At 33.3% G+C, this 23,678-nt stretch carries 22 protein-coding genes; 18 read left to right on the top strand and 4 right to left on the bottom strand.

Features of this window, described 5'->3' with window-relative positions:
- Positions 1-4: 4 nt before the first annotated feature.
- The 12 genes from GVV10_RS01465 (at position 5) to GVV10_RS01520 (ending at position 12,370) form a co-directional block, all read left to right on the top strand.
- Positions 5-1,789: a sensor histidine kinase gene (locus GVV10_RS01465; RefSeq protein ID WP_159518803.1), complete on the top strand. Its 1,785-nt coding sequence runs from the start codon at positions 5-7 to the stop codon at positions 1,787-1,789.
- Positions 1,786-3,297, top strand: coding sequence for a response regulator transcription factor (locus GVV10_RS01470; protein WP_159518805.1), 1,512 nt, complete (start codon positions 1,786-1,788; stop codon positions 3,295-3,297). The genes GVV10_RS01465 and GVV10_RS01470 overlap by 4 nt, the downstream gene beginning before the upstream one ends.
- Positions 3,298-3,448: 151 nt before the next feature.
- A complete protein-coding gene (locus GVV10_RS01475) occupies positions 3,449-4,489 on the top strand; it encodes an ABC transporter substrate-binding protein (RefSeq protein WP_159518807.1) in 1,041 nt (346 codons plus the stop codon).
- Positions 4,490-4,498: 9 nt separating this feature from the next.
- Positions 4,499-5,290 (top strand): ABC transporter permease, encoded by a 792-nt coding sequence (locus GVV10_RS01480; protein WP_159518809.1) that lies wholly within the window; start codon positions 4,499-4,501, stop codon positions 5,288-5,290.
- A gap of 3 nt (positions 5,291-5,293) precedes the next feature.
- Positions 5,294-6,076, top strand: a complete 783-nt coding sequence (locus GVV10_RS01485) for an ABC transporter permease (protein ID WP_159518811.1) — start codon at positions 5,294-5,296, stop codon at positions 6,074-6,076.
- Positions 6,061-6,831 carry an ABC transporter ATP-binding protein gene (locus GVV10_RS01490; RefSeq protein ID WP_159518813.1) on the top strand — a complete coding sequence of 257 codons (771 nt, stop codon included), beginning with the start codon at positions 6,061-6,063 and terminating at the stop codon, positions 6,829-6,831. The genes GVV10_RS01485 and GVV10_RS01490 overlap by 16 nt, the downstream gene beginning before the upstream one ends.
- Positions 6,832-6,843: 12 nt before the next feature.
- Complete coding sequence (locus GVV10_RS01495; RefSeq protein ID WP_159518815.1) at positions 6,844-7,587, top strand: ABC transporter ATP-binding protein; 744 nt, start codon at positions 6,844-6,846, stop codon at positions 7,585-7,587.
- A 1-nt stretch (position 7,588) separates the two neighbouring features.
- Positions 7,589-8,479, top strand: coding sequence for an ROK family protein (locus tag GVV10_RS01500; RefSeq protein WP_159518817.1), 891 nt, complete (start codon positions 7,589-7,591; stop codon positions 8,477-8,479).
- On the top strand, positions 8,476-9,372 hold the full coding sequence (locus GVV10_RS01505) for a sugar phosphate nucleotidyltransferase (protein WP_159518820.1): 897 nt from the start codon (positions 8,476-8,478) through the stop codon (positions 9,370-9,372). The genes GVV10_RS01500 and GVV10_RS01505 overlap by 4 nt, the downstream gene beginning before the upstream one ends.
- Positions 9,360-10,463: a phosphotransferase enzyme family protein gene (locus tag GVV10_RS01510; RefSeq protein ID WP_159518830.1), complete on the top strand. Its 1,104-nt coding sequence runs from the start codon at positions 9,360-9,362 to the stop codon at positions 10,461-10,463. Before GVV10_RS01505 ends, GVV10_RS01510 begins: the two co-directional genes overlap by 13 nt.
- Positions 10,460-11,584, top strand: a complete 1,125-nt coding sequence (locus GVV10_RS01515; protein ID WP_159518841.1) for a radical SAM/SPASM domain-containing protein — start codon at positions 10,460-10,462, stop codon at positions 11,582-11,584. The genes GVV10_RS01510 and GVV10_RS01515 overlap by 4 nt, the downstream gene beginning before the upstream one ends.
- Positions 11,585-11,590: 6 nt before the next feature.
- On the top strand, positions 11,591-12,370 hold the full coding sequence (locus GVV10_RS01520) for a sulfite exporter TauE/SafE family protein (protein WP_159518843.1): 780 nt from the start codon (positions 11,591-11,593) through the stop codon (positions 12,368-12,370).
- Positions 12,371-12,395: 25 nt separating this feature from the next.
- Here the strand turns inward: GVV10_RS01520 and GVV10_RS01525 are convergent, their stop codons facing one another.
- Both GVV10_RS01525 and GVV10_RS01530 read right to left on the bottom strand, forming a co-directional pair.
- Positions 12,396-12,953, bottom strand: coding sequence for a CueP family metal-binding protein (locus tag GVV10_RS01525; protein WP_159518844.1), 558 nt, complete (start codon positions 12,951-12,953; stop codon positions 12,396-12,398).
- 8 nt (positions 12,954-12,961) lie between these two features.
- Entirely contained in the window at positions 12,962-13,219 is a 258-nt protein-coding gene (locus GVV10_RS01530; protein ID WP_159518846.1) for a hypothetical protein, read from the bottom strand.
- A 118-nt stretch (positions 13,220-13,337) separates the two neighbouring features.
- Here GVV10_RS01530 and GVV10_RS01535 point away from each other — a divergent pair, with 118 nt between their 5' ends.
- From GVV10_RS01535 to GVV10_RS01550, 4 genes are all read left to right on the top strand, one after another.
- Complete coding sequence (locus GVV10_RS01535; protein ID WP_159518848.1) at positions 13,338-14,027, top strand: response regulator transcription factor; 690 nt, start codon at positions 13,338-13,340, stop codon at positions 14,025-14,027.
- On the top strand, positions 14,017-15,441 hold the full coding sequence (locus GVV10_RS01540; protein ID WP_159518850.1) for a HAMP domain-containing sensor histidine kinase: 1,425 nt from the start codon (positions 14,017-14,019) through the stop codon (positions 15,439-15,441). The genes GVV10_RS01535 and GVV10_RS01540 overlap by 11 nt, the downstream gene beginning before the upstream one ends.
- Positions 15,442-16,059: 618 nt before the next feature.
- A complete protein-coding gene (locus GVV10_RS01545; protein WP_159518853.1) occupies positions 16,060-18,243 on the top strand; it encodes a hypothetical protein in 2,184 nt (727 codons plus the stop codon).
- Positions 18,240-18,866 (top strand): ATP-binding cassette domain-containing protein, encoded by a 627-nt coding sequence (locus GVV10_RS01550; protein WP_159518855.1) that lies wholly within the window; start codon positions 18,240-18,242, stop codon positions 18,864-18,866. Before GVV10_RS01545 ends, GVV10_RS01550 begins: the two co-directional genes overlap by 4 nt.
- Positions 18,867-19,026: 160 nt before the next feature.
- Here GVV10_RS01550 and GVV10_RS01555 read toward each other — a convergent pair whose 3' ends face one another.
- Entirely contained in the window at positions 19,027-19,458 is a 432-nt protein-coding gene (locus GVV10_RS01555; RefSeq protein WP_159518857.1) for a CopY/TcrY family copper transport repressor, read from the bottom strand.
- Positions 19,459-19,567: 109 nt separating this feature from the next.
- On the opposite strand from GVV10_RS01555, the gene GVV10_RS01560 reads away from it, so the two are divergent.
- On the top strand, positions 19,568-21,622 hold the full coding sequence (locus GVV10_RS01560; RefSeq protein ID WP_159518859.1) for a heavy metal translocating P-type ATPase: 2,055 nt from the start codon (positions 19,568-19,570) through the stop codon (positions 21,620-21,622).
- 108 nt (positions 21,623-21,730) lie between these two features.
- On the top strand, positions 21,731-22,909 hold the full coding sequence (locus tag GVV10_RS01565) for a hypothetical protein (RefSeq protein WP_159518861.1): 1,179 nt from the start codon (positions 21,731-21,733) through the stop codon (positions 22,907-22,909).
- Positions 22,910-23,135: 226 nt separating this feature from the next.
- Here GVV10_RS01565 and GVV10_RS01570 read toward each other — a convergent pair whose 3' ends face one another.
- On the bottom strand, positions 23,136-23,678 hold the full coding sequence (locus tag GVV10_RS01570; RefSeq protein ID WP_159518863.1) for an NADPH-dependent FMN reductase: 543 nt from the start codon (positions 23,676-23,678) through the stop codon (positions 23,136-23,138).

A 23,678-nucleotide genomic window follows, 5' to 3' on the forward strand; every position in this document is an offset into this window, starting at 1 on the left:
TCATATGAAGGATAAACGTAAAAAAAAGCAATTTAATTCAATGAGAAATCATCTGTTTTTTGCATACTTTTTTACGTTTTTACTTTTTATCGCTGTTGTGTTTTTATCGTTGATAAATGTTACGAAACAATCGTTATTTAAAGAAATATCAGCGTCAAGAAAAGACGTTCTAAAGCAAGTCAGTGAACGTGCCAATGTTGTTAAAAACTCCAGTATTACTGCTTTAAACCTAATGAGCTATGATGGTTATATTGTTGAGCAGTTTAAACAAGAGAGTGTGGATAATGATGAAGCATTAAGAGATTACATCAACAATCAACAAAAGACATACAACCATGTTTTTAATGATGTAAATATTAAGTACAATGTTATCATTATGTCTAACAATGGTTTTAATTATAATTTTGAAGAACGTGACTATGACTATGTAAATTTAAAAAATCAATTATGGTTTAAGAATATTTATGATAAGAATGGCGACATTACTTTCATTAGTAGTTTCAATGATAAATTTGGAAGTGGTGAAGACAAATATGTCTTTAGTGCTTCAAGACAATTGAAGGATGAAAATGGAGAAGATTTAGCAACAATCATGATCACAGTGAGTGAAACTTACCTTCGGCGATTGTATGAACCCTTGCTTGATGAAAACAGTATCATCTACATTGTTGATCGAAACGGGAATATTATCTCTCACCAAGATCAATCTTTTTTAGGGTTAAACTATTTTAGTCACGATAACTTTGCGAATTTATATCCTGAGTCAGATTATTTAATTATTAATAAAAGTCATGGTGATTATCTATTTTCGATGGTCCATGATGAAGCAACGGGTTGGACAATTATAGAAGAAACATCAACTCGTTATGTTTTTAATGAAGCATATCAAACGATTAATTACATTATCTTTGCCATGGTTATCTGTGTACTTGTTGCCTTATTTATTTCGTATTATGTGAGTCGACATATCTCACAACCATTGTACGATTTAGCAAAATCAATGAAAAAATTGGAAGCGGGTAATTTTGATATCCGCAGTGATATTAAATCATACAATGAGGTGAACGACCTCAGTACTACATTTAATGAAATGGTAATGCAAATAGACGAACTCTTAAAAACAATTGTGACCCATGAGTCTTATCGTAAAGATTTAGAAATGAACTTCCTTAGAGCGCAAATCAATCCTCATTTCTTATACAACACTCTTTTCTCAATTCGTTGTATGGCAGAAATGGATCGAAAAGATAAACTTTTGGATATGATTGATGCTTTCACCGGTCTATTGAATTCAACCTTCTCCTCTGACACCAGTTTAGTTACGGTCGAAAAGGAATTAGAATCAACAGAAAAGTATTTACGTTTACAACAAATACGATATGAAGACCGTTTTATTTTTGAGATAGAAGTAGAAGAAGATTTACTAAAAGAAGAAGTTCCTGTCCTGATTCTACAACCAATTGTGGAAAACTCAATCTTTCATGGTATTGAGCCTAAACATGATTATGGTGGGATAACGATTCATGTTTATTCGTTAAATGAATCATTTTTCTCAATTGATATTATTGATAATGGAATCGGTATTAGCGACACTACAATAGAAAAAATAAAAGGAAGTCTTGCGGACTTTTCCCTTCAACCCAGTGAATCGATTGGTTTAGTGAATGTGGCCAATAGAATTCACTTAACATACAATGGCGAAGGTAAGTTTGATATTATCAGCGAAAAACACGTAGGCACAATTATTCGACTTATTATTCCCAAGACAAACAAAAAGGAGAGCATATGAAAATACTAATTGCAGATGATGAACGCTTAATCACAGAATGGCTCGAGTTTTGCTTTGTTGATTTAGAAGGGATCGAAATTGTTGGTATCGCTAAAAATGGTCAAGAAGCGCTTGAACTATTCAACGCACATCATCCCGATGTTGTTTTAAGTGATATTAAGATGCCAGTGATGAATGGTTTAGAACTACTGACTCAAATTAAATCCATTGAACCCAATACGTATGTCGTTATGTTGACAGCTTATTCTGAATTTGAATTTGCTCGTGAAGCGATTCGCAACCATGCCGATGATTATTTTTTGAAAACAGAGATGAATAAAGAAAAAATTCAAGAATATTTTAAAAATCTTGAACTTAAAGATTATTCAGATGTTCAACAAGGGCCGAATAATCATCCAATTATTAAACAAATATTATTAAAGAAAGAAGCCTTATCAGAAGACGATATTCTTAGTTTAAAAGAACAAATGGTTAATACTAAAATGAATAATTTTGTGGCGTTGTCATTTTGGAATAAGGATATTGTGGAAAACAGGATCTATTTAACTGAACTATTTAAGGAAAAGTATCAGATTCTACATCAATTTGAAAGCAATAAATATGTGTATACGATCATTATTTCACTGACAAACTATATTAGTGAAATGGATCGACTTCAAGAAATTAACTCATTAGAACAGATTATAAAGTCAACAGATTGCTTAGTTTCAGGGGTGAGTGCGCTTCATGATACGATAAAAACTGTGAATCTATCAATCTATGAATCGATTCATTCTTTAATGTTAACATTTTATGACCAACGTAAAGTAATCCAACTTTTCAATCGTAAAAATAGTATTGTTGAAATACAACGCCAAGAGAATGCTAAAGACTTTGAGTTAACTCAATTTTATCAAAAAATTATTACATCAAGAATCTCTGAGCGAAGTAACAGTATTGATGAACTATTGGAATTTGTTGAAGTAAACCAGAATAGTAATGTGATCTTATTTAAAAAGATATGTTTAGATATTGCTTCAATTTTATACGGTAACTTAGCAAATCAAAACATTGATTATTCTTTGCAAGAACTAAATCATGTCAAACAAACGATCCATGAAGGCAAGAATTTTATGATCGTTAAAGATGCATTATTAGCATATAATGAAAGTTTTTCAATCGGGGAAACGGTTGATCGAAGTCGTTTATCGATGCCGATTGCAAGAGCCTTGAAGTTTATTGAACAGCATTACCATGAACCGATTAGTTTAGACATTGTTGCTGATGCTGTCAATCTCAATCCTGAATATTTATCACGAAGTTTTAAAAAAGAAATGAATAAAACCTATTCGGCGTTCCTCTCTGAATTACGATTGGAAAAAGCGAGAGTTCTTTTATTAGATACAACGTATCAAGTTCAGGAAGTTGCGAATGCGGTAGGATACTATAACGTTAGCTATTTTTCAACATTGTTTAAGAAGGAATTTGGGATTAACCCTTATGAATATCGTAAACAAAACCATCGATAGTCAAAATATTTAAAGTATAATCAAATAAATTGACGTCAAAGATTTCAAATATAAAAATAATGAAATTAACCTCAAAAGAATGAGGTTTTTTTTTATGTCAATCTTCTTATAATAACAATGTAAAGGGTTACATGCCCTGTAGGAGGAAAGAATGAAACATATAAAAAAAATAACAATAACATTATTGGTCGTCTTGTTATTGACAGCATGTGGTACAAAAAATGCTGATAATAAAGGAGAAGCAAACAATGATGGTAAAGATTTACCAGTCCTGAGAGTTGCGATGATGCCTTTTATAACAAGTTTACCAACTGAGTACATTATTGAGAATGGTCTTGATGTTAAAAATGGTTTCAAGATTGAAAGTACAATGTTCTCAACAGGAGCACCGATGAATGAAGCAGTAGCGGCAGATCTATGGGATGTTGGTGCTATGGGTGCGGCAGCAGTAACGGGTGTTGCTAATTATGACATGATGATTATTGGTGAAGTTCTAGAGTCACTTGATGGTTTAGGTATTTTCACAAAACCAGCTCATCCTGCAGCTAAAGTGAAAGGATTGAATCCATCCTTCCCAAATGTATACGGTGATAAAGAATCTGTTAAAGGTTCAACAATTCTCTTGCCTATTGGTACAGCACAGCACTTCACAACGTTAAAATGGTTGGAAAAAATTGGTTTAAAACAAGAAGATGTCAATATTGTGAATATGGAAACTGTTCAAGCTTATCAAGCTCTAAAGGCTGACCAAGCTGATATGGCTGCATTGAATGTTCCAACATTCTTTGATGCTGTGAATGATGACATGGTTCAACTTGGAAATTTAGCTGACTTAGGAACACGTTATGTTGACATGATTGTTGCCAACCCCAAAGCAGTTGAAGGAAAGCAAGAATTAATTCAAAAATATGTAAACTTAGTGATGGAAGCAAATGCTGAAATAAATAAAGACAAAGAAAAAGCTGCTGACCTCATGATGGAATTCTTAAAGAAAAATGGTGTTGAACAAAGTCGTGAAAGCGTTGTCGGAGATTTAGAACGTGCAAACTTTATTGAAAAAGATGCATGGAAAGATCGTGACCTTGGTTTATTCGCTAAAGAACTTGGAGAATTCTACATTGCCCAAGGACAAATTGATGCAAGTTTAACAGAAAAATTTGAGACATCAATTGATTCACAATTCGTTAAGTAGGTGAAAAATATGAAAAAAAATAAAGACGGATTAAAATACACATTAATATCAGTCGCTTCAGTTTCTACTGTCCTGTTTGTTTGGTGGTTAGTTACAGATGGTTTACATCTTGTATCGCATTTAATCTTACCGAGTCCAGGAAAAGTGGTTGATACATTTATCTATAAATTAATGGGCGGTAAAAACCCTGATGGTGCATCATTGTTTGAGCATATCTGGGCAAGTTTACAAATTGCTTTAGGTGGTTATTTCCTGGGAGTCGTGATTGGTGTGCCACTTGGAATTGGCATGGCATGGAGTCGTAAATTTGAACGATTTGCGAAACCACTCTTTGATATCATTCGTCCAATTCCAGCCCTTGCTTGGATTCCATTAATGATTTTATGGTTAGGGATTGGTTATTGGTCAAAAGTTGGAATTATTTTCTTTGCAGCCTTTATCAGTGCAACCATAAACTCTTATGCAGGGATTAAACAGACAAGAACAGTTCACTTGTGGGTTGCTCGTACATTTGGAGCAACTAATCGACAAATGTTATTTAAAGTAGCAATCCCAACAGCTTTACCAATGATCTTTACAGGATTACGTTTAGCACTAGGGTCATCCTGGGTTGCCTTGGTTGCCGCTGAATTACTAGCAGCTACAAAAGGTGTTGGATATATGATTCAAGTGGGTCGAATGTTAGGAAGACCCGATATTATCATTGTTGGAATGATTACGATTGGTGTTGTTGGCTATTTAATGTCTTCAGCCTTGGAGTATTTACAGAAAAAAGTCATTCGTAGAAAAGAGGTGGCATAATTTATGAATTTTGAAAATTTTAGTGAAAAGAAAAAAACAGCCATCATGACGCTTGTTGCATTTGGTCTTTTCCTTACCGTATGGGAATTATTGGCTCAGTTTACAAGTGCAGGCATGTTCTTGCCACCAGCCAGTAAAATTATCAGTGAATTTTTAAAAAGTTTTGTGGTTCCAATTGGTCGTCATACAATGCCAACCCATATTGGAATTAGTTTATATCGTGTAGGAATTGCCTTTGCTCTTGCAACGGTTGTTGGAATTATGTTAGGTGTTTCTATGGGTTACTCAAAAACAGCAGAAGCAATTATTAAGCCAATTGTTGAGTTTATCCGTCCAATTCCACCTTTAGCATGGGTCCCTTTATCAATACTATGGTTTGGTTTAGGTAATGAAAGTAAATTCTTTATTATTTTCTTAGGATGTTTCAACTTTATTTTAGTCAATACATACGATGGAACAAAAAGTGTTGATCAAGAATTATTAGGAGCAGCACGTATGTTAGGGGCCAATGAACGTCAAGTATTCTTCAAAGTTGTCTTACCTGCATCTGTTCCTTATATATTTGCTGGATTGCAAATTGCGATTACAGCTGGCTGGTCAGCCGTTGTTGGAGCTGAAATGATTCGCTCAGACGAAGGGGTTGGTTGGTTAATTGTTATGGGAATGTCAACAGGGAATACAGTACAGATTATGGTGGGTATGCTAGCAATTGGAATTGTTGGATATTTACTTGCAAGCGGAATGGCTTTACTAGAAGGGAAATTACTCAAATGGAATCAAAGATAAAAGATATACTAGTTTGCCAAAATGTTTCTAAAACATTTCCTGGCTATAATGGAAAAACTGAGAATCATGTCATTGATGACATTAGCTTTTCAGTAAAGGAGAATGAGTTCTTAGTTATATTTGGACCAGGTCAAAGTGGAAAGTCAACGTTGCTTAACATATTAGCAGGCCTTGAAAAACCAAGCAGTGGAAAAGTGTTTGATAATGGAGAATTGGTGACAAAACCTAACCCTAAACGAGGAGTTGTTTATCAACGAATGGCATTATTTCCATGGCTTACAGTAAAAGGGAATGTCGAATTTGGACCTAAAGTTAGAAAAATAGATAAGATAAAACGTGATGAAATCACCAAGCATTATATCGATCTTGTAGGGTTAGATGGCTTTGAAAAGAGTTATCCTAATCAACTATCAGGTGGGATGCAACAACGTGTAGGGATTGCAAGAGCCTATGCAAACAACCCGGATATCTTATTATTAGATGAACCATTTGGTCACTTAGATGCTCAAACCCGTTACTTAATGCAAGAAGAACTGCAAAGAATTTGGGAAACTGAAAAAAGAACGGTCATCTTTATTACGAATAATATTGAAGAGGCGGTATACTTAGCAGACAGAATTATTCTTGTCACAAATACACCTGCAAAAATCAAAAAAGAATATAAAATTGATTTGCCATTCCCGCGTAGTTATGTTGATCCAGAATTTCTACGTTTACGACAAGAAATCACTGACAACATGGATAAGTCATTGTAGGAGGTAGAAAAAATGAGCGAAAATGTAAAAGTAAAAGTCAATAATTTAACAAAGAAATTCGGTGATTTACTAGTCTTAGATGATATATCATTTGACGTTAAAAAAGGTGAGTTTCTCTGTATCGTTGGGCCAACAGGCTGTGGTAAAACAACTTTTTTAAATAGTATTACAAAGCTTTATGAACCAACATCAGGTGAGATTCTCGTTGATGGTGAAGTCGTCGATCTTGATAAGCACAACGTCGCCTATATCTTCCAAGAATATTCTACAATGCCATGGTTAACGGTTGAAGAGAATGTACGCTTTGGACTTGATATTAAAGGAATTAAGGGCGAAAAAGCTCAAAGTCTTGTTGATGAGTATATTGATATTGTCGGATTGAATGAATACCGTGATTATTATCCTGATCAATTATCAACCAGTATGTTACAACGAGTGGTTATTGCAAGAGCTTTTGCAACAGAACCAGAGTTGCTTTTAATGGACGAACCGTATGGACAACTTGATATCGAATTACGTTTTAGATTAGAAGATGAATTAATTAAGCTTTGGGAACGTACAGGAACAACTGTTATCTTCATCACACATAATATAGAAGAAGCAGTTTATCTTGGCGAAAGAATCCTAGTGCTGACCAATAAACCGACTAAAATCAAAGAGGAAATCATTAATGACTTGCCACGACCACGTGATATCCTCTCAAAAGATTTTGTTGATTTACGAAATAAAGTAACTGACCTTATCAAATGGTGGTAAGGTGAACAATCTCTTTGTAGGCGTAGATCTTGGCGGTACAAATATTGAAATAGCAATCATGAATGGTGAATCTATATCCAGACTATCCTTTCCTACCGATACGACACATAACGGAAGAAACATCATTCCTGATATTGCTAAACACATCCAAGAATACGCAGATAATAACACCGGGGTCATAAGAGCAGTTGGTCTTGCGATACCTGGTGTTATTGATGATAGTGGCTATACAGAAATATGTGTCAATTTAAATTGGCATAAAAAAAATGTAATTAAAGAATTTAAAGATTATTTGGATACAAATGTTTACGTAATGAATGATGCCAATGCATCTGCTTTGGGTGAATACTACTATGGTTTAGCTAAAGGGTTTCCAAACTCTATGACAATTACACTTGGAACCGGAGTTGGGTCAGGATTAATCCTCAATCATCAGATTCATCAAGGATCTCATGCACTTGCAGGAGAATTTGGCCATATTCACATTGAAACAGATCAGAAAACAACATGTCCATGTGGTGGACAAAATTGTTTAGAAACCTATGTTTCAAAAAGCGGGCTTGAGCGTCAAGTGAGTGAACCAATCACAGTTAAAGAAATGTTTGATTTAGCCAAGGGTGGCGATGAACAATATCGATCGTTATTAGAGAAAAACTTTAAACATTTATCACATGCTATTTTAAATCTTTACGTCGTTTTGGACTTAGATCTCGTTGTGATTAGTGGTGGAATTTCTAATGCAGGCGATTTCTTATTGGAATTAATTACCCAGGAAATGGTGAAGTATAAACCTGATTATCTTCCAACACCAATCGTTAAACAGTCAAGGTTAATCGAAGATGCTGGTGTGATGGGTATGTTGGGGTATGTAAAAGAAAAGGAGAGTCTATGAAAACTAGTTTGGTAGTACTTGCTGCTGGTATGGGTTCTAGATATGGTGGCTTAAAACAGTTGGACAGTATGGATCAACAGGGTCATACTCTGCTTGATTTCTCAGTCTATGATGCTTATAAAGTAGGATTTGATGAAGTTGTTTTCATCATTCGTGAATCCATTAAAGATGAATTTCATGAAAAGATTGGTAAACCAATGAGTTCAATGCTTTCGGTGAAATATGTTATGCAAGATAGTAATACAAATCCACTTAACATGAAGATTGAACGCGAAAAGCCCTTAGGAACAGGCCATGCTTTATATTGTGCAAAAGATGTTGTGAAATCAAATTTCGCAATTATTAACGCTGATGATTTTTATGGAAGAGAAACCTTAGAAACAATTCATCGATTTTTAATTGACAATAAAATTGAGAATGAGCATATTTTAGCGCCTTTTGAATTGCAAAAAACTATTAGTGAAAAAGGAAGCGTTTCTCGTGGCGTTTGTAGTGTGGAACAAGGGAAGTTACAAGCAATTGTTGAAGAAACAGATATTATAACTAAGGATGGAAAAATATTCGTACGTAAAGATAATTCATTAGAAGAAATGGATCCTAAAACTTTAGTTTCTATGAATTGTTGGGGATTTAAACCAAGCATTTTTGATATTATCTCTGAAGATTTAACACGATTCTTAAAAAATGACTACTTAGAAAATATTGAAAAATCGGAGTATTTTTTACCAACTGTTGTCGATAGAAATCTAAATAAAACCATGAGTGTAGACGTTAAACCAAGCATGAGTCAATGGTTTGGGGTCACATATCAAGAAGATAAAATTATCGTTATGAATGAAATAAAAAAATTAAAAGAGGAAGGAGTTTATCCAGAAAAATTATGGGAACAATAAAAGAAGAAACTAGAGTTCAAAATGCCATTGATGCATTTAACTTTCAAGGTGAACAACTCGCTTGGATACCTTATGGAAATGGTCACATTAACGACACTTATAAAGTGGATTTTAGTGAGAAAAATTATATTCTACAAAGAATCAATCATCATACATTTAAAGATCCAGAATCGTTAGTTAAAAATATAGAATACGTTACGAAACATATTAAAGAAAAAATGCCTGAAGGCAGTAACTTTGATCGAGAAGTTCTACAATTAATTTCGTTGAAAAATGACAATTCATATTTATTTAATGACGAGTATGGAAATTATTGGCGTGCTTATTTATTTGTTGAAGACAGTGTTAGTTTTGATCAAGTTGAGAACAAGGAGCAATTTTACGAAAGTGCCTATGCTTTTGGGTTGTTTCAATATTACTTATCAGATTTTGATGCAACGGTATTAAGTGAAACAATTAAGGATTTCCACAATACACCCGTTCGCTTACAAAATCTCAAAGATGCCATAGAAAAAGACCCTCTTGATCGTTTGAAAAATGTTGAAGAAGAGGTTAATTTTGCACTAGAACGTAGTGAGTTCACTCATTTGTTCACTCAATTATTCCAAGAAGGAACATTAAAGAAACGTGTTACACATAATGACACAAAGCTCAATAACGTACTTCTTGATAAGGATAACCATAAAGCACTGTGTGTTATTGATTTAGATACTGTGATGCCAGGATTTGTTTTGGATGATTTTGGAGACTCAATTCGTTTCGGTGCAAGTACTGGATTAGAAGATGAGAAAGACTTAAGTAAAATAACCATTGATTTAGATTTATATGAAGCATACATACAAGGTTTCCTTAAAGGTGCACAAAACAAGATTGAAAATACTGAAATCGAACTGTTCCCTGAAGCTTCAAAAATGATGACGTTAGAATGTGGAATGAGATTCTTAACAGATTATCTCCTTGGTGATACATATTTCAAAACACATTATGATGATCATAACTTAGTAAGAACTCGTACACAATTTAAACTTGTTGCTGAGATGGAAAATCAATGGGAACAAATGAAAACAATTACTCATAAATATTTACAATGAACAAGCTCAAAGACGTTACTGTCTTAATCAAGCCCAGTTCATCAAGTTGTGATAATGTTTGCTCTTATTGTTTCTATGATGATGTGAGTCAGTGTAGAAAAGTGAAGTCATATGGATTAATGGATGATGAGACTCGAAAGAATATCATCAAAAATACCCTTAAAGATAAAACACTAGAACATGTTAATTTCGCATTTCAAGGTGGAGAACCAACATTAATAGGCATTGATTATTATTATAGTTTTATTGAAGAAGTAAATAAAGAAAATCATAATGCAGAGATTACTTACGCCATTCAGACGAATGGCGTAAGTTTAAATGAGGAATGGCTTAATTTTTTTAAGAAACATAATTTTTTGGTTGGAATATCAATTGATGGTTATAAAGAGAACCACGATAAACACCGTTTTTTTCATCGTAAAGGTTCCTTTGACCATGTCTATGCATCATTAAAACTAATTCAAAAATATGAATTGGATTATAACGTGTTGACAGTGTTAACGAAGAATCTAGCCAACAATCCAGATAAACTTTTTGATTTTTATTTGGAAAACAATCTATCCAATATTCAAATTATTGAATGCCTTCCCGATTTTAATCAGACAGTTTATGAGAGTCCATTTGCTTGCACACCAGAATTATACGACAGTTTTTATAAACAATTCTATAAACGATGGTACGAACAATTAGAGTTGGGAAATTATATGAGCATTAGTTTGTTTGATGATTGCATTCGTTTGATGAATCAAAGAATGCCCATTACTTGTGGTCGATATGGAGGCTGTAAACCACAAGCAGTCATTGAAGCAGATGGCAAATGTTACCCTTGTGATTTTTATGTGATGGATGGCTTTGAAACGGGAAAACTTCATGAAGAAGAACTCAGTGAAATTCTCCAACCAAGTCGATATTATTCATTTATAAAGCGTCCACAAACGACAATGAGTCAGTGTAAACAATGTCCCTACTTCAACTGGCTATGTCATGGAGGTTGTCCACGTATGAAAGAAACATTTATCAATGAGAAACAATGTTCCTACCAACGGCTTCTCCAACTTTTTATTGACAATAAAAAAGCAATTAATCAACAGATGACATTGATTTATAACAAAGGAAGGTGAGTTAAAATGGTCGCATTAATTTATGTGTTAATCATCATCGCTGCGAATGTTATTGGTTCAATTTCAGGACTTGGTGGAGGCTCTATCATTAAACCAATCCTTGATTTATTTAGGTTTCATTCCGTTGCGGAGATTTCACTTTATTCAAGTGTTGCCGTGTTTTTGATGTCAATATCATCAACAATGCGTCAAATGAAAAATAAAGTTGACATTGATTGGAATTTTGCATTGCTTAATTCGTTTGGTTCATTTATTGGTGGACTCCTAGGTCAAGGTATCTTTGACTTGTTAATGGTGAGTATAAGTAATGAAGCCTATGTGAGTTTAGTTCAAATTACGCTCACAATCATTACCTTGATTATTTCATATTACTTGACCCAAAACGAATCGATCAATTTTGGCTTTACGTCTTCTATATCAAAAATATTCGTTGGATTATGTTTAGGATTACTCGCGAGTTTACTAGGCATTGGTGGTGGACCGTTAAATGTCGCAATCTTAATGGCATGCTTTGGTGTCGGAATAAGAGAAGCAACAGTTTACTCTATCATTACGATATTCTTTTCGCAATTATCGAAATTGGGAATGATTGTGATAAGCCAATCATATATAGGTATGGATTTAAAGATGATCTTGTTTATCATTCCTGCAGCGTTATTTGGTGGCATTTTGGGTGCTAAAATAAGTGGTAAATTAAGCAACGAAAGTATCAAGAAGATCTTTAATCTAGTTCTAATTATTGTCTTCTTTATAAACTGTTATAATGCAATTAAAATATTTATATAAAAAGCTAGATAAAATCTAGCTTTTTTTAAATTAAGTTTAAAGTTGTGAGGCAGGTTGGATCATCATTATATGTTGAAATCGTCTGCTTACTTGATAAGCCAGATGCCATGACTTCGATTGATGCTTCAATATTTCGTGGTAACCAAAGGCCAGCAAACCCGTTATCTGCCGTTGTCACAAGATCATTGTAAATTAATTCATTTGTTTTTAAATTGCGAATTGTAACAAAGAATTGTTGGTTTGGCATTTCGCCCTGACATCCTGTGGGGACATGGAAAGTACAGGGATGGGTTTCATTGATAAATGGAGCAAATGATAAGTAGAATTGAGAATCTTTAAGAGAAGTTTCTACTTCGGTTTTTTGATCACTTAATATAAGCTTATCTGGGTATATTTGTGCTTGTAAAGAATCATCTGTCTTGTTATCATATTCCAAATATTTTATTAAAGCTTCATTAGAGCTGTACTGAATGTTTAAGTTTTCTAAAAAAGCAGCAATGTTATCTTGTTTGTTTGTTTTATTCACAGCAAATAAGGTAAGTATTAATCCGGCAAGTAAGGCCACGACTAGATATTTTTTCATAACTTTCCTTAATGACAATGTCTTCTATTTGTTGAGGTTCGATGGCTATTTCTCATGTTTTTATGATGATCTTGCCAATCTTTATCGCTATAATTGTCTTTGTTTTTCATATGGTTTTCCCAATACTCATCATTATCATAATCAAATCGACGATCACTTTTTGTTTCAATGACACTATTTTTTGTTGATGCAAAGACCTTATTTGATTGTGAAAATAAAAGAACAGTCAAAAGGGAAGCAATCCCTAAAATTTTAATTTTTTTCATATTGTTTTCCTCCTATTGAAACTATAACAAGCAATTATGACGAAATGATGACATTTTGTTATAAGTTAACCAAACAGAAAGATTGTATGGTAGTATAGCGGTAGAAAAGGTGATATCAATGACAAACGTTTTACTCGTAGATGATAATGATAAAATAAGAGATATGTTAGCTCATTATTTAATCGAAAATAGTTTTAAGGTTGATGAAGCAAATAATGGTACAACCGCTTTAGACTTAGCTAAAAAACATACCTATGACATCATTTTACTTGATGTGATGATGCCAGGAATTGATGGATTTGAAGTCTGTAAAACAATTAGAACCTGGTCAAATGTTCCGATTATCATGATCACGGCCAAAGGCGAAGACCATGATAAAATCCTAGGCCTGGATATAGGTGCTGATGACTATATTGTAAAGCCTTTTGTACTGCAAGAAGTCGTTGCTCGAATAAAAGCAATTTTAAGACGGATCGATAAAGAACAAGCAACAGACAGTCTACAATTCGATAACCTCAATATTAAATTAGCGAATTATGAAGTTAGCATAAACAATCAAAGTATTCCTTTGACTAAAATTGAATTTGAAATCTTATGGACACTCGCCAAGTCAAAAAATCAAGTGTTTACCCGAGATCAATTATTGGATCAGGTTTGGGGATTTGATTATTATGGAGACTCTCGGACGGTTGATGCTCATATCAAACGATTACGAGCAAAATTACCCAACACAGATAATAGCAGATGGGCTATTACAACAGTCTGGGGTGTTGGCTATAAATTTGAGGAACTCAACCATGAACAGTAAAATATCGCGAAAGCTAATTACTTATTTTGCAATCACGTTGTTAGTCTTTGCACTTGTGATTGGGTTTACATTTTCAGCGATGTTTAAACAGTCAACGTTAGATCAAGCAATCATTGATTTAGAACAAAGAGCTCAAACCATTGCACAATCAGTGAGTGCTTATGGTGTGGATGAATCAAAAACCAACAGCCACCGCCAAGGTCATATGATGCGAAATAAAAATTTATCGACTTATCTCGAATCATTGGAAGCAACAACAATTGGTGAAGTTTGGATTGTGGATAAAAACATGAAATCAATTGGTCGAAGTCACAGAAATTCAAGCATGGATTTTGAAGCATTACCATTCGATGCTAAAGAAATGATCGATTTAGCATTAACAGGAAAAAATGTTCAAAGTGAAGGGTTTAGTAAGGTATTGAATGCAGATTCAGTATCTGTAGGTGTACCAATTTTTGAAGGACAACGAATTATTGGAGCGGTACTTTTGCATGCTCCCTTGGCAGGAATTGATGCAGTGGTGCAACATGGTTACCATGTTTTAATTATTTATATTGTAATGGCTCTTTGTTTATCAATTCTTCTAGCGTATCTATTATCAAAACGTTTTGTTAAACCTTTATATAAAATGAAAGAGACATCAAAAGCCATCGCAGAGGGTGATTACACAGTCAAAACCAATGTTTATCAAAATGATGAAATTGGTGACTTAGCACTTTCGATTGATGAATTATCTCGACAGTTAGATCAAGCACAACAAGAACGAGCAAGATTTGATCATTTAAGAAATGAATTCTTTGCAGATATCTCTCATGAATTAAGAACGCCTGTCACAATTATGAAAGGGACTTTAGAAACCCTCATGTTACAAGGCCAAGAAGAATCTAAAGAAACAATGATGAACGAAATGATACATCTACAAAATCTAATGAATGACCTCTTAGATTTTTCTAAGTTGAATAGCACCGATTTCGCTTTGAATAAAGAGAAAATAAACTTAAATCAACTTGTTGAAGATGTCATCCGCTCAACACGACCCCTTCATTCTGAAAAAGGCATCAGTGTGAATGCTCATTTTGATCAAGATATTACACCATTTGTTGGTGATTACTCCCGGTTAAGGCAGATGATATTAATTGTTTTAGACAATGCAATCAAGTTTTCTCCAAAACAAGGCGTGATTGATATTTATTTAAAGCAAAACTGTCTTCTAATTAAAGACTATGGTCCAGGAATCAGTGAAGACGAACTTCCGAATATTTTTAGCCGATTTTATAAAAAAGAGAGCGAGTCCAATCGCTATGGAAATGGGATAGGCTTAGCGATCGCTAAACAAATTGCATTGAGACATGATATTGACCTAACAGCTACAAGTCAAGTTGGGTTAGAGACCTGTTTTAAATTTGAGTTTTAACGGGTTTACCGTAGGGCACAAGTCCATCACTATATAATCCAAAGACTATCACAATCAAGTTGGTGATAGTTTTTTATTGATTCTTTTGATTCTATAAACATTCTAAGTTCATATAAATACTAACGAAGGGTTTAAAAAAAAGTGGAAGGTGAGTTCAGACTTCTTATCAATTTATAAAAATAAAAACAATTGAAGGTGGAATGAGGTAATACAATAAAATGTCCGTAATTAAGAAAATCAGTCAATTAATTAAACAACAACACCATTAGACATGATGATTAATGAAAAATTGACTAATGTTAAATACAATGATAACATCTAATTAAATATTAACAAAAACATAAATAGAGTAAAGAATGTCTTTTTAGAACACCCAATTAATATAATCGCTTTTTCATTTAAATCTGGATGCATAAAGTAAAAATCAACATTTTCTAGAAAATGAGCATCAAATAATGAAAAAAGATTAGATCAATAATTCCTTTAAATAGTTTCTAGAATTATTGGGTCATAAAGATATGATGAAAAACTGATAAAATATTATAACTTAACATGGACATATAAAATAATAAATTTGATTCAATACTGATAACTCAGAGTTTAAGAGGGGGATAAACCATGAAAAAATATAGTGTTGTTTTTGCTATATTGGTTGCGATGATTTCGTTTAATAGTTTATTGGATTATTTTAACGTTCATTACAATATTTTTAGTAGTGATGTTGCTTATGGTCGGATTATAGAGAAAGAAATTAATGGGCTCAATTTTTCAGGCTCAACTCATTATCTTGACAATCCACAAGAATTTTTTGATAATTTGGTATCTGTTGCTGAAAAGTACGGAGATGAAATTGCTATCCATTCTACACGATTCGATAAATATGGTGAGCCAGTTGGTCGATCATTTACGAATATAAGTGATAATAGTGGTTATAATTCGGTCTTTTTTGATAAAGATATCAATGATATTCAATTTAACAATAAGAATGAAACAAAGTACGTAACTGAAAACGTAAACTCGAACGATGCGAATGCGACTAGAATGCTAAGGTTGCCTAGAAGTTTTACTTATAATTCAAGGAACAAATTAGAGGAAGATAGTCGAACATATCCAATTCATTATCTACATGGTGATGAAATTAATACAATCAAGACTCAGTTTAACGTGAGTTATTTTAGTCAATCATCCCTTGAGACAATCGAAACTATTATTTTTACAGAAATATTAAATCCCTATGAATTCTGCGGTGGGGTCAAGTGTGAAGATGTTTATGAATTTAGTAATTTGCTTGATACCTATCAAAATGAGACATTGAATATATTTGGTAGTTATAATAGTCTAGGTTCGATGCCCAAGAAAATGTTCATAGTTTCAACAATGTTATTAGTGATTATTATTCTGTATACAAGTTTTGAAAAATCAAAAGAAATTATGGTTCGACAATTAAATGGAAATAACTTTTTTAAGATTTATTTTTCAACGACTCTTACTGATTATCTTCTAATTGTCGGTTCTTTTATTTTAACTTCCATTGTTCTTTGGGTAATACTAATGGGAGGGTTTGATCCCTTAAAAATGGAGTTTTTTAAATTAATTGTTCAAGCGAACATCATTTTTAGTTTGTGGATATTTGTAGTCTATTTTGGTATTTTTATTATATTTAATGTGTTCAAATCTGTTAAATATTTAAAGACTAAAGCAACAACGAATTTTTTTGTTTTTTTAGCAATGATCATTAAGATGAGTATGATTCTCATTTTAATGGTTCCAATCACGACAAAATTTGAAGAAATGCAAGATTTTAACCAACATAGAATTGCACGATCCCTTGATCCTCAAACAATGAACAGAACATTGTTGAATGAGATCGTTCAACCAGTCTTTCCTTTTAACCATCCCAAAGATGCTTCATGGGACTTGAATGTAAACTCAATCTACATGTCGATTATTGAGCAGTATAATCTGGCTATCATGAGTGATGTGATTGAATATCCTGATGATGAGTATAGAAATGATGTTGTCTATGTTAATAAGGAATTTATTAAACCTTATCAATTAAGAGATACGAATGGAAACTTGCTTGATACGAATGATTTTCACGAAGATGTTTTACTGGTACCCGAAAATTTCGTCAAAAAGGAAAATCTAGAATACATAACGACTCAAAAAATTGGTATTGAAAATGCACCACAATTGAGATCCGAAAAAGCAAGTCTATTAGTTGATTCTTCCTATCCCAAGATGATACATGTCTTAAATGATCCAAAGATTAATTTTGACTATAGAGAGTTTGATGTTTACTATAACCAAACTTCAAATGAAAATTTATATGAGATTATTAAGAAAATATCAAGTGAAATAGGATTGGTGATGGTCAGTAATAATGATGCGAAAAATCAGTTTTTTCAGACGCATTATATCAATGATCAAATACTAATCATGTCATTGTTTGCTGTAGTTATTATTTTAAATGTCGTAATTAGTAAATTAATCAACCGCATGATGATTAACAATCTAAAGAAAAAATTGACTGTTCAATATATCATGGGGGAATCTCGAATCAAGCGTTATTATCCTTTGATATTTTCAATCCTTGTCCCAAGTTTAGTTTCAGTTGGCATTGGTGTTTCGCAATTATATAATCGTTACCGTGTAGACTATAATATCGAGATGGACTTTACTCAACTTTATTGGTTACTAATAGCACTGGTGTCCTTAGATTTGTTTTTGATAATTTATGATATGAAGAAATTTGAAAAAAAATCAGTATCGGAAATAATAAAAGGAGGAGATTACCAATGAGTCTGATTTATTTAGAAAATCTTTCAAAGAGTTTTGGTGTTAAAAAAGTTTTAGAAGATATTAATTTAGTAATTGATGAAGGAGAATTAATTTGCATTAGTGGTGCTTCAGGATCAGGGAAAAGTACTTTATTAAATATTTTAGGTTTGTTAGATAGCTACGATACGGGTGCTTATTACTTGAATGGAATTGAAAGTCCGAAGCCATACAGTCGAAACGCGACTAAAGTATTAAAGAATGATGTTGGTTACTTATTCCAAAACTTTGCGCTTATTGATCATAAAAGTGTTGAATATAATTTGAAGTTGGCTAGGACAAAAGAAAGTCACTATACAATTGAATCCGCCCTTGCTAGAGTGGGATTGAGTGGTTTTGAAAAAAAGAAAATATACCACTGTTCAGGGGGAGAACAACAACGGATTGCAATCGCTCGTTTATTGGTTAAAAATTCTAATATAATTTTATGCGATGAGCCAACAGGAAGCCTTGATGACATAAACAAAGAGAATGTTATGAATCTATTAATTGAACTTAATAAAGAAGGTAAAACAGTTGTGATTGTATCGCACGATGACTATGTTATGCAAAAGGTTCATCGAGTGATAGAAATAGAAACATTGTAGATTACTTGTCAGGGAAAAGTATCTAAAAAGTAAGCCATAACGGCAAAGAATATATTTAAGCAGCTTTAAATTATAGAATTATATACAATCAAGAGGGTTTTTATACTCAAAAATAAAAGGTGTTGATGAATATTTTTCATCAACACCTTAAAGTCTTATTTCAATTGTGAGAACATGTTTCACAATCATGAGCAACACAATCACATGATACTGTTTCAACAAAGTCTTTTACTTCAAGAGCTTGTAAAATCAAATCACGATCAGCAAACGATAAATCCTTAGATTTGATGATTTCAACTAATGTCGTTCCGACCGCTTTACTACAAATCGATGAAAATAGATCATCGGCTCGTTTATTTGCTCCAGCTTGCTCTGAAACAGTTGCTGAATAAATGAAACGATTGCCATCTTTCTCTGTTTGTAAGTATCCTTTTTTTACAAGTCGTCCTAACAGTGTCTTTGTTGTCGCATTTTTCCAGCCTTGAGACTCAAGTAATATATCAGAAATTTCTTTACTGCTGGCTTGTTTAAGGCTCCAAACAACTCTTAAAGCTTCCCATTCTGCAGGAGACGCTTGAATTATCTCATCCATTTCTAACCACCTCTTATCTATAGTTTACGTCCGTAAACAGCTTGTGTCAAGGCATAAACTTGACATAGGTCGTTTACAAGTGTAAACTATAAATAAAGGAGTGATACGAATGGAAAACAAACACCACGAACACCACGAACACCACGAACACCACGAACACCACGAACACAACAATCATGAAGGACATGAAACACATGGAGGTCATGATCACAGTCATCACGGTGACTTTAAAACGATATTTTTTAGATCACTTGTTTTAGGAATTCCGATACTCTTTCTAGCACCAATGATGGGGATAAAACTACCCTTCCAGTTTGAATTTAATGGGAGTACCTGGGTTGTGATGATCTTATCAACAATTCTTTTTTTCTACGGTGGTGCACCTTTTTTAAACGGTGCAAAAGATGAATTGAGCGATCGAAGTCCAGCGATGATGACATTAATTTCGTTAGGAATTTCTGTATCTTATATCTATAGTATGTATGCCTTTGGCATGAATACATTTATTTACAAAAATCATCAGGTTATGGATTTCTTTTGGGAACTTGCGAGCTTAATCTTAATTATGTTATTGGGTCACTGGATTGAAATGGATGCTGTTTCAAGTGCGGGGAATGCATTAGAAAAAATGGCCGCTCTTTTACCAAGTGATGCAACACTCATCAAAGAAGATGGAAGCACTCAAGTTATACCCTTATCTAAAATTAAAAAAGACGATATTGTTTTAGTGAAAGCTGGGGAGAATATGCCAGTGGATGGTTTGATTATCCATGGAGAAACAAATGTTAATGAAGCCATGATTACTGGAGAATCTTTAGCAGTCAAGAAAAAAGTTAATGATTCAGTCATTGGTGGTTCGGTTAATGGATTTGGAACCATCCAAGTGAAGGTTACAGGATCTGGGTCTTCAGGTTATTTAGCACAAGTTATGCATCTTGTTGAAACAGCTTCAAATGACAAATCAAAGGCAGAATCAATGGCAGATCGTGTAGCGAAATGGTTATTTTATGTTGCAGTTGTTGTGAGCCTTATCGCCCTATTAATTTGGGGAATCACTCAAAATATTAATGTTGGTATTGAACGAATGGTGACCGTATTGGTTATTGCGTGTCCTCATGCCTTAGGTTTGGCAATTCCACTTGTTACGGCTCGCTCTACATCGCTTGCTGCACAAAACGGACTCTTAATTAAGAAAAGAGAAGCCATTGAACTTGCGGATCATGTAGATATGGTCATGATGGATAAAACAGGAACCTTAACTGAAGGAAATTTTAAAGTCATGCATTATCAATCAAATCATGAAGAAGTCTCAGATCATGAGATGTTAGAACTCTTTGCTTCCTTGGAACAACATTCATCGCATCCCTTAGCAAAAGGCATCATGGAAAAAGCGGAACAAGAGTCTGTAGACTTAAAAGTAGTTAGTGATGTTCAAACCATTGCTGGTGTTGGATTACAAGGACTCTACAATGACAAACAAGTTAAAATAACCAGTGCTGCTTATCTTGATAAAAATAATATATCGTATGATCAATCGTTATTTAATGAGTTAACATCAAAAGGTTATTCGGTTAGCTATCTATTATATGATGAAATGGATATAGGAGTTATTGCTCAAGGTGATGAAATTAAAAAAACATCCCAAGCAATGGTCCAAACACTTCAAAGTCTAGGAATTACACCGGTGATGTTGACGGGGGATAATGAAAATGCCGCAAAAGCAGTCGCCCGACAATTAAAGATTGACCATGTTCATGCCCAACTATTACCAGAAGACAAAGAGAGAATTGTTCTTGATTATCAAAATAAAGGGAATACGGTCATGATGGTAGGTGATGGTGTGAATGATGCACCAAGTCTAGTAAGAGCAGACATTGGGATTGCTATTGGAGCAGGAACAGATGTAGCCATTGATGCTGCTGATGTAATTTTAGTTAAAAGTGATCCGAATGATATTTTAAATTTCTTAAAGTTGTCAAAAAACACAAATCGAAAAATGAAAGAAAATTTAATTTGGGGAGCAGGATATAATTTCTTAGCAATTCCATTAGCAGCCGGAATATTGGCTGGTGTAGGATTTATTTTAAGTCCAGCCATCGGTGCAATCCTCATGTCACTTAGTACAGTTATTGTTGCCATTAACGCAATGTTTCTAAAACTTTAGCAAAAGAAAGAGATATAAGTTAAATTAAACTTATATCTTTTTTGTACCGACTCAACGTGAATAAATGTATAATATAAATATACGAAGTTCACAAGAGGAGGATTTAGCATGACAAATGGAAAAGGAAGCAAATTTAAGCTAGTGAATAATTTGTTTAATTTATTTTGGTTACTGGGTTTGGTCAGTTCTGTCATTTTTGTTGTTTATATTTCAAACATTAGCCCTAAGATATTTAATCGTTATATTAGCACAATGTTTAGTACAATTCCCTATATTGGAAACATACTCTTGGCCTATTTGAAAAGCTTGAATATTTTAAATATTTCTGTTTTTATCCACAATGTATTTAAGCCAGTCATCACCTTTGATGCAGCCTATTTTGCTTTGGTTTTCATTGTTTTCCAAACTGCGATATTTTTCTTGAAAAGATACACGATTAAGCATGATACATCACTACTAACGGTATTTATTACAATGATAATTATTATTTCGTTGTGGTTAAGAGCCCATAATTTTCTGTATATAACGCAAAATGTATCAGCGAGTATTCCAAACAGTTTTTCAAACGGATTGCGATGGTACTTATTGATTGAATTAGTATTGTTTTCACTCATTATTTATAGTTTATATCGTGACGGAAAATTTGTCATTACAAAAGAAACATTGAAAGATCAGGCCGATAATTTCATCAAAACAGGTGTGAAAGTCAGTGCAGTGCTTGTTATTGTATTAAGTCTCTTTTTCTTTACTGGCCAAAAAATTATTGACAGTCTAAAGGAAGACCTTCATATTTCATATACGATTGATTTCACACCCAACCAAGACGGCTATATTGTGTTAAAAGTGCCTGAAAAAATTTCTAAACCACTATCCTATCTAGGTGTAAGTGTTCCAGAAGCGATTGATGAAAATACGATAATATCGCAATTAGGCATGAAAGAATTAGATGTGGGACAAATGGTTAATTCAACGATTGATCAAAGTATCGATAGCTTGTCCTATGATATTATTGAACGCAGATTTTCTCAGACATTATTGGGGATTTTAATCGTTCTTGTGTTATATGGGATGAAGTATGTTGAAAAACAAACCCACTCTATAATTGTTGTGCATTTGATTGAATGGCTGTTGTTGTTAGTTTTTATTTTCAAAGTTGCACAACCGCTTGGTTTAGTCTTAACTATTTTCTCAAGTCTTGCATTTTTAGGGTCAAGTATTCATCTTGGAGCTTTGCTTAATGATAATCAAGAGTTGTTGAAACATATGGTTCGACTTGTTAAAAGATAATCAAGAAAAAACGTCTTAAATTGAGCAAAAGGCTATACCTAAACGTAAAGTAAGCGTAAAATATACTTGTATATATGGTGAAAAAAGAAGATTTGTATATGCAGGAAGAAACACTTGTTTGCTCAATTTGAAATCATAAAAAAATAGTGAGTTAGAAGATGCTAAAAAAATAATGAGCAAATAAGAAAGACACGAACTTATCAATAAGGTTCGTGTCTTTTTAACGCTAAAAATCATAACGTTCTTCGTATTCTTTTTTAATTTGAGTCACTCTATTCTCGACCTGTCTTGCTAGATTTCGTAATCTAAAATGAACGTCGTCTTCAATAATTGCTTCTTTTAAGAAATCTCGTGAATCAATAAATACATATTTATCTAACAAAGCAACTTTCATATATGCAAGAATAGGCTTTAGATGATATTCTGGTACAAGATAATGTCTTGCTGATCCCGCTGTAGCAACAATACCAACAACCTTATCTTTAATTGAATCAATCGGTAATAAATCAAAAACATTTTTTAAAGCGCCAGGAATTGATGCTTGGAACACGGGGGTACCAATAATGAGCGCATCAGCATCCAATATCTTTTCAACTAAGGTTTTTGTATCCCCTTCATAATCACGATAATCTCGACCATCAGCAAACATAATATCCAAAGTTGCCAGATCAATAATTTCATAGTCAACATCTTGACTAAACGTAATGTTTTCTAAAGCAATCCGTGTTTTTGATCCAAATACTGAACCAACGATTCCTAAAATTTTCAT

Origin of the sequence: Erysipelothrix urinaevulpis (assembly GCF_009828835.1) — a bacterium.
In the GTDB taxonomy this organism is placed as follows: Bacteria; Bacillota_I; Bacilli_A; order Erysipelotrichales; family Erysipelotrichaceae; genus Erysipelothrix; species Erysipelothrix urinaevulpis.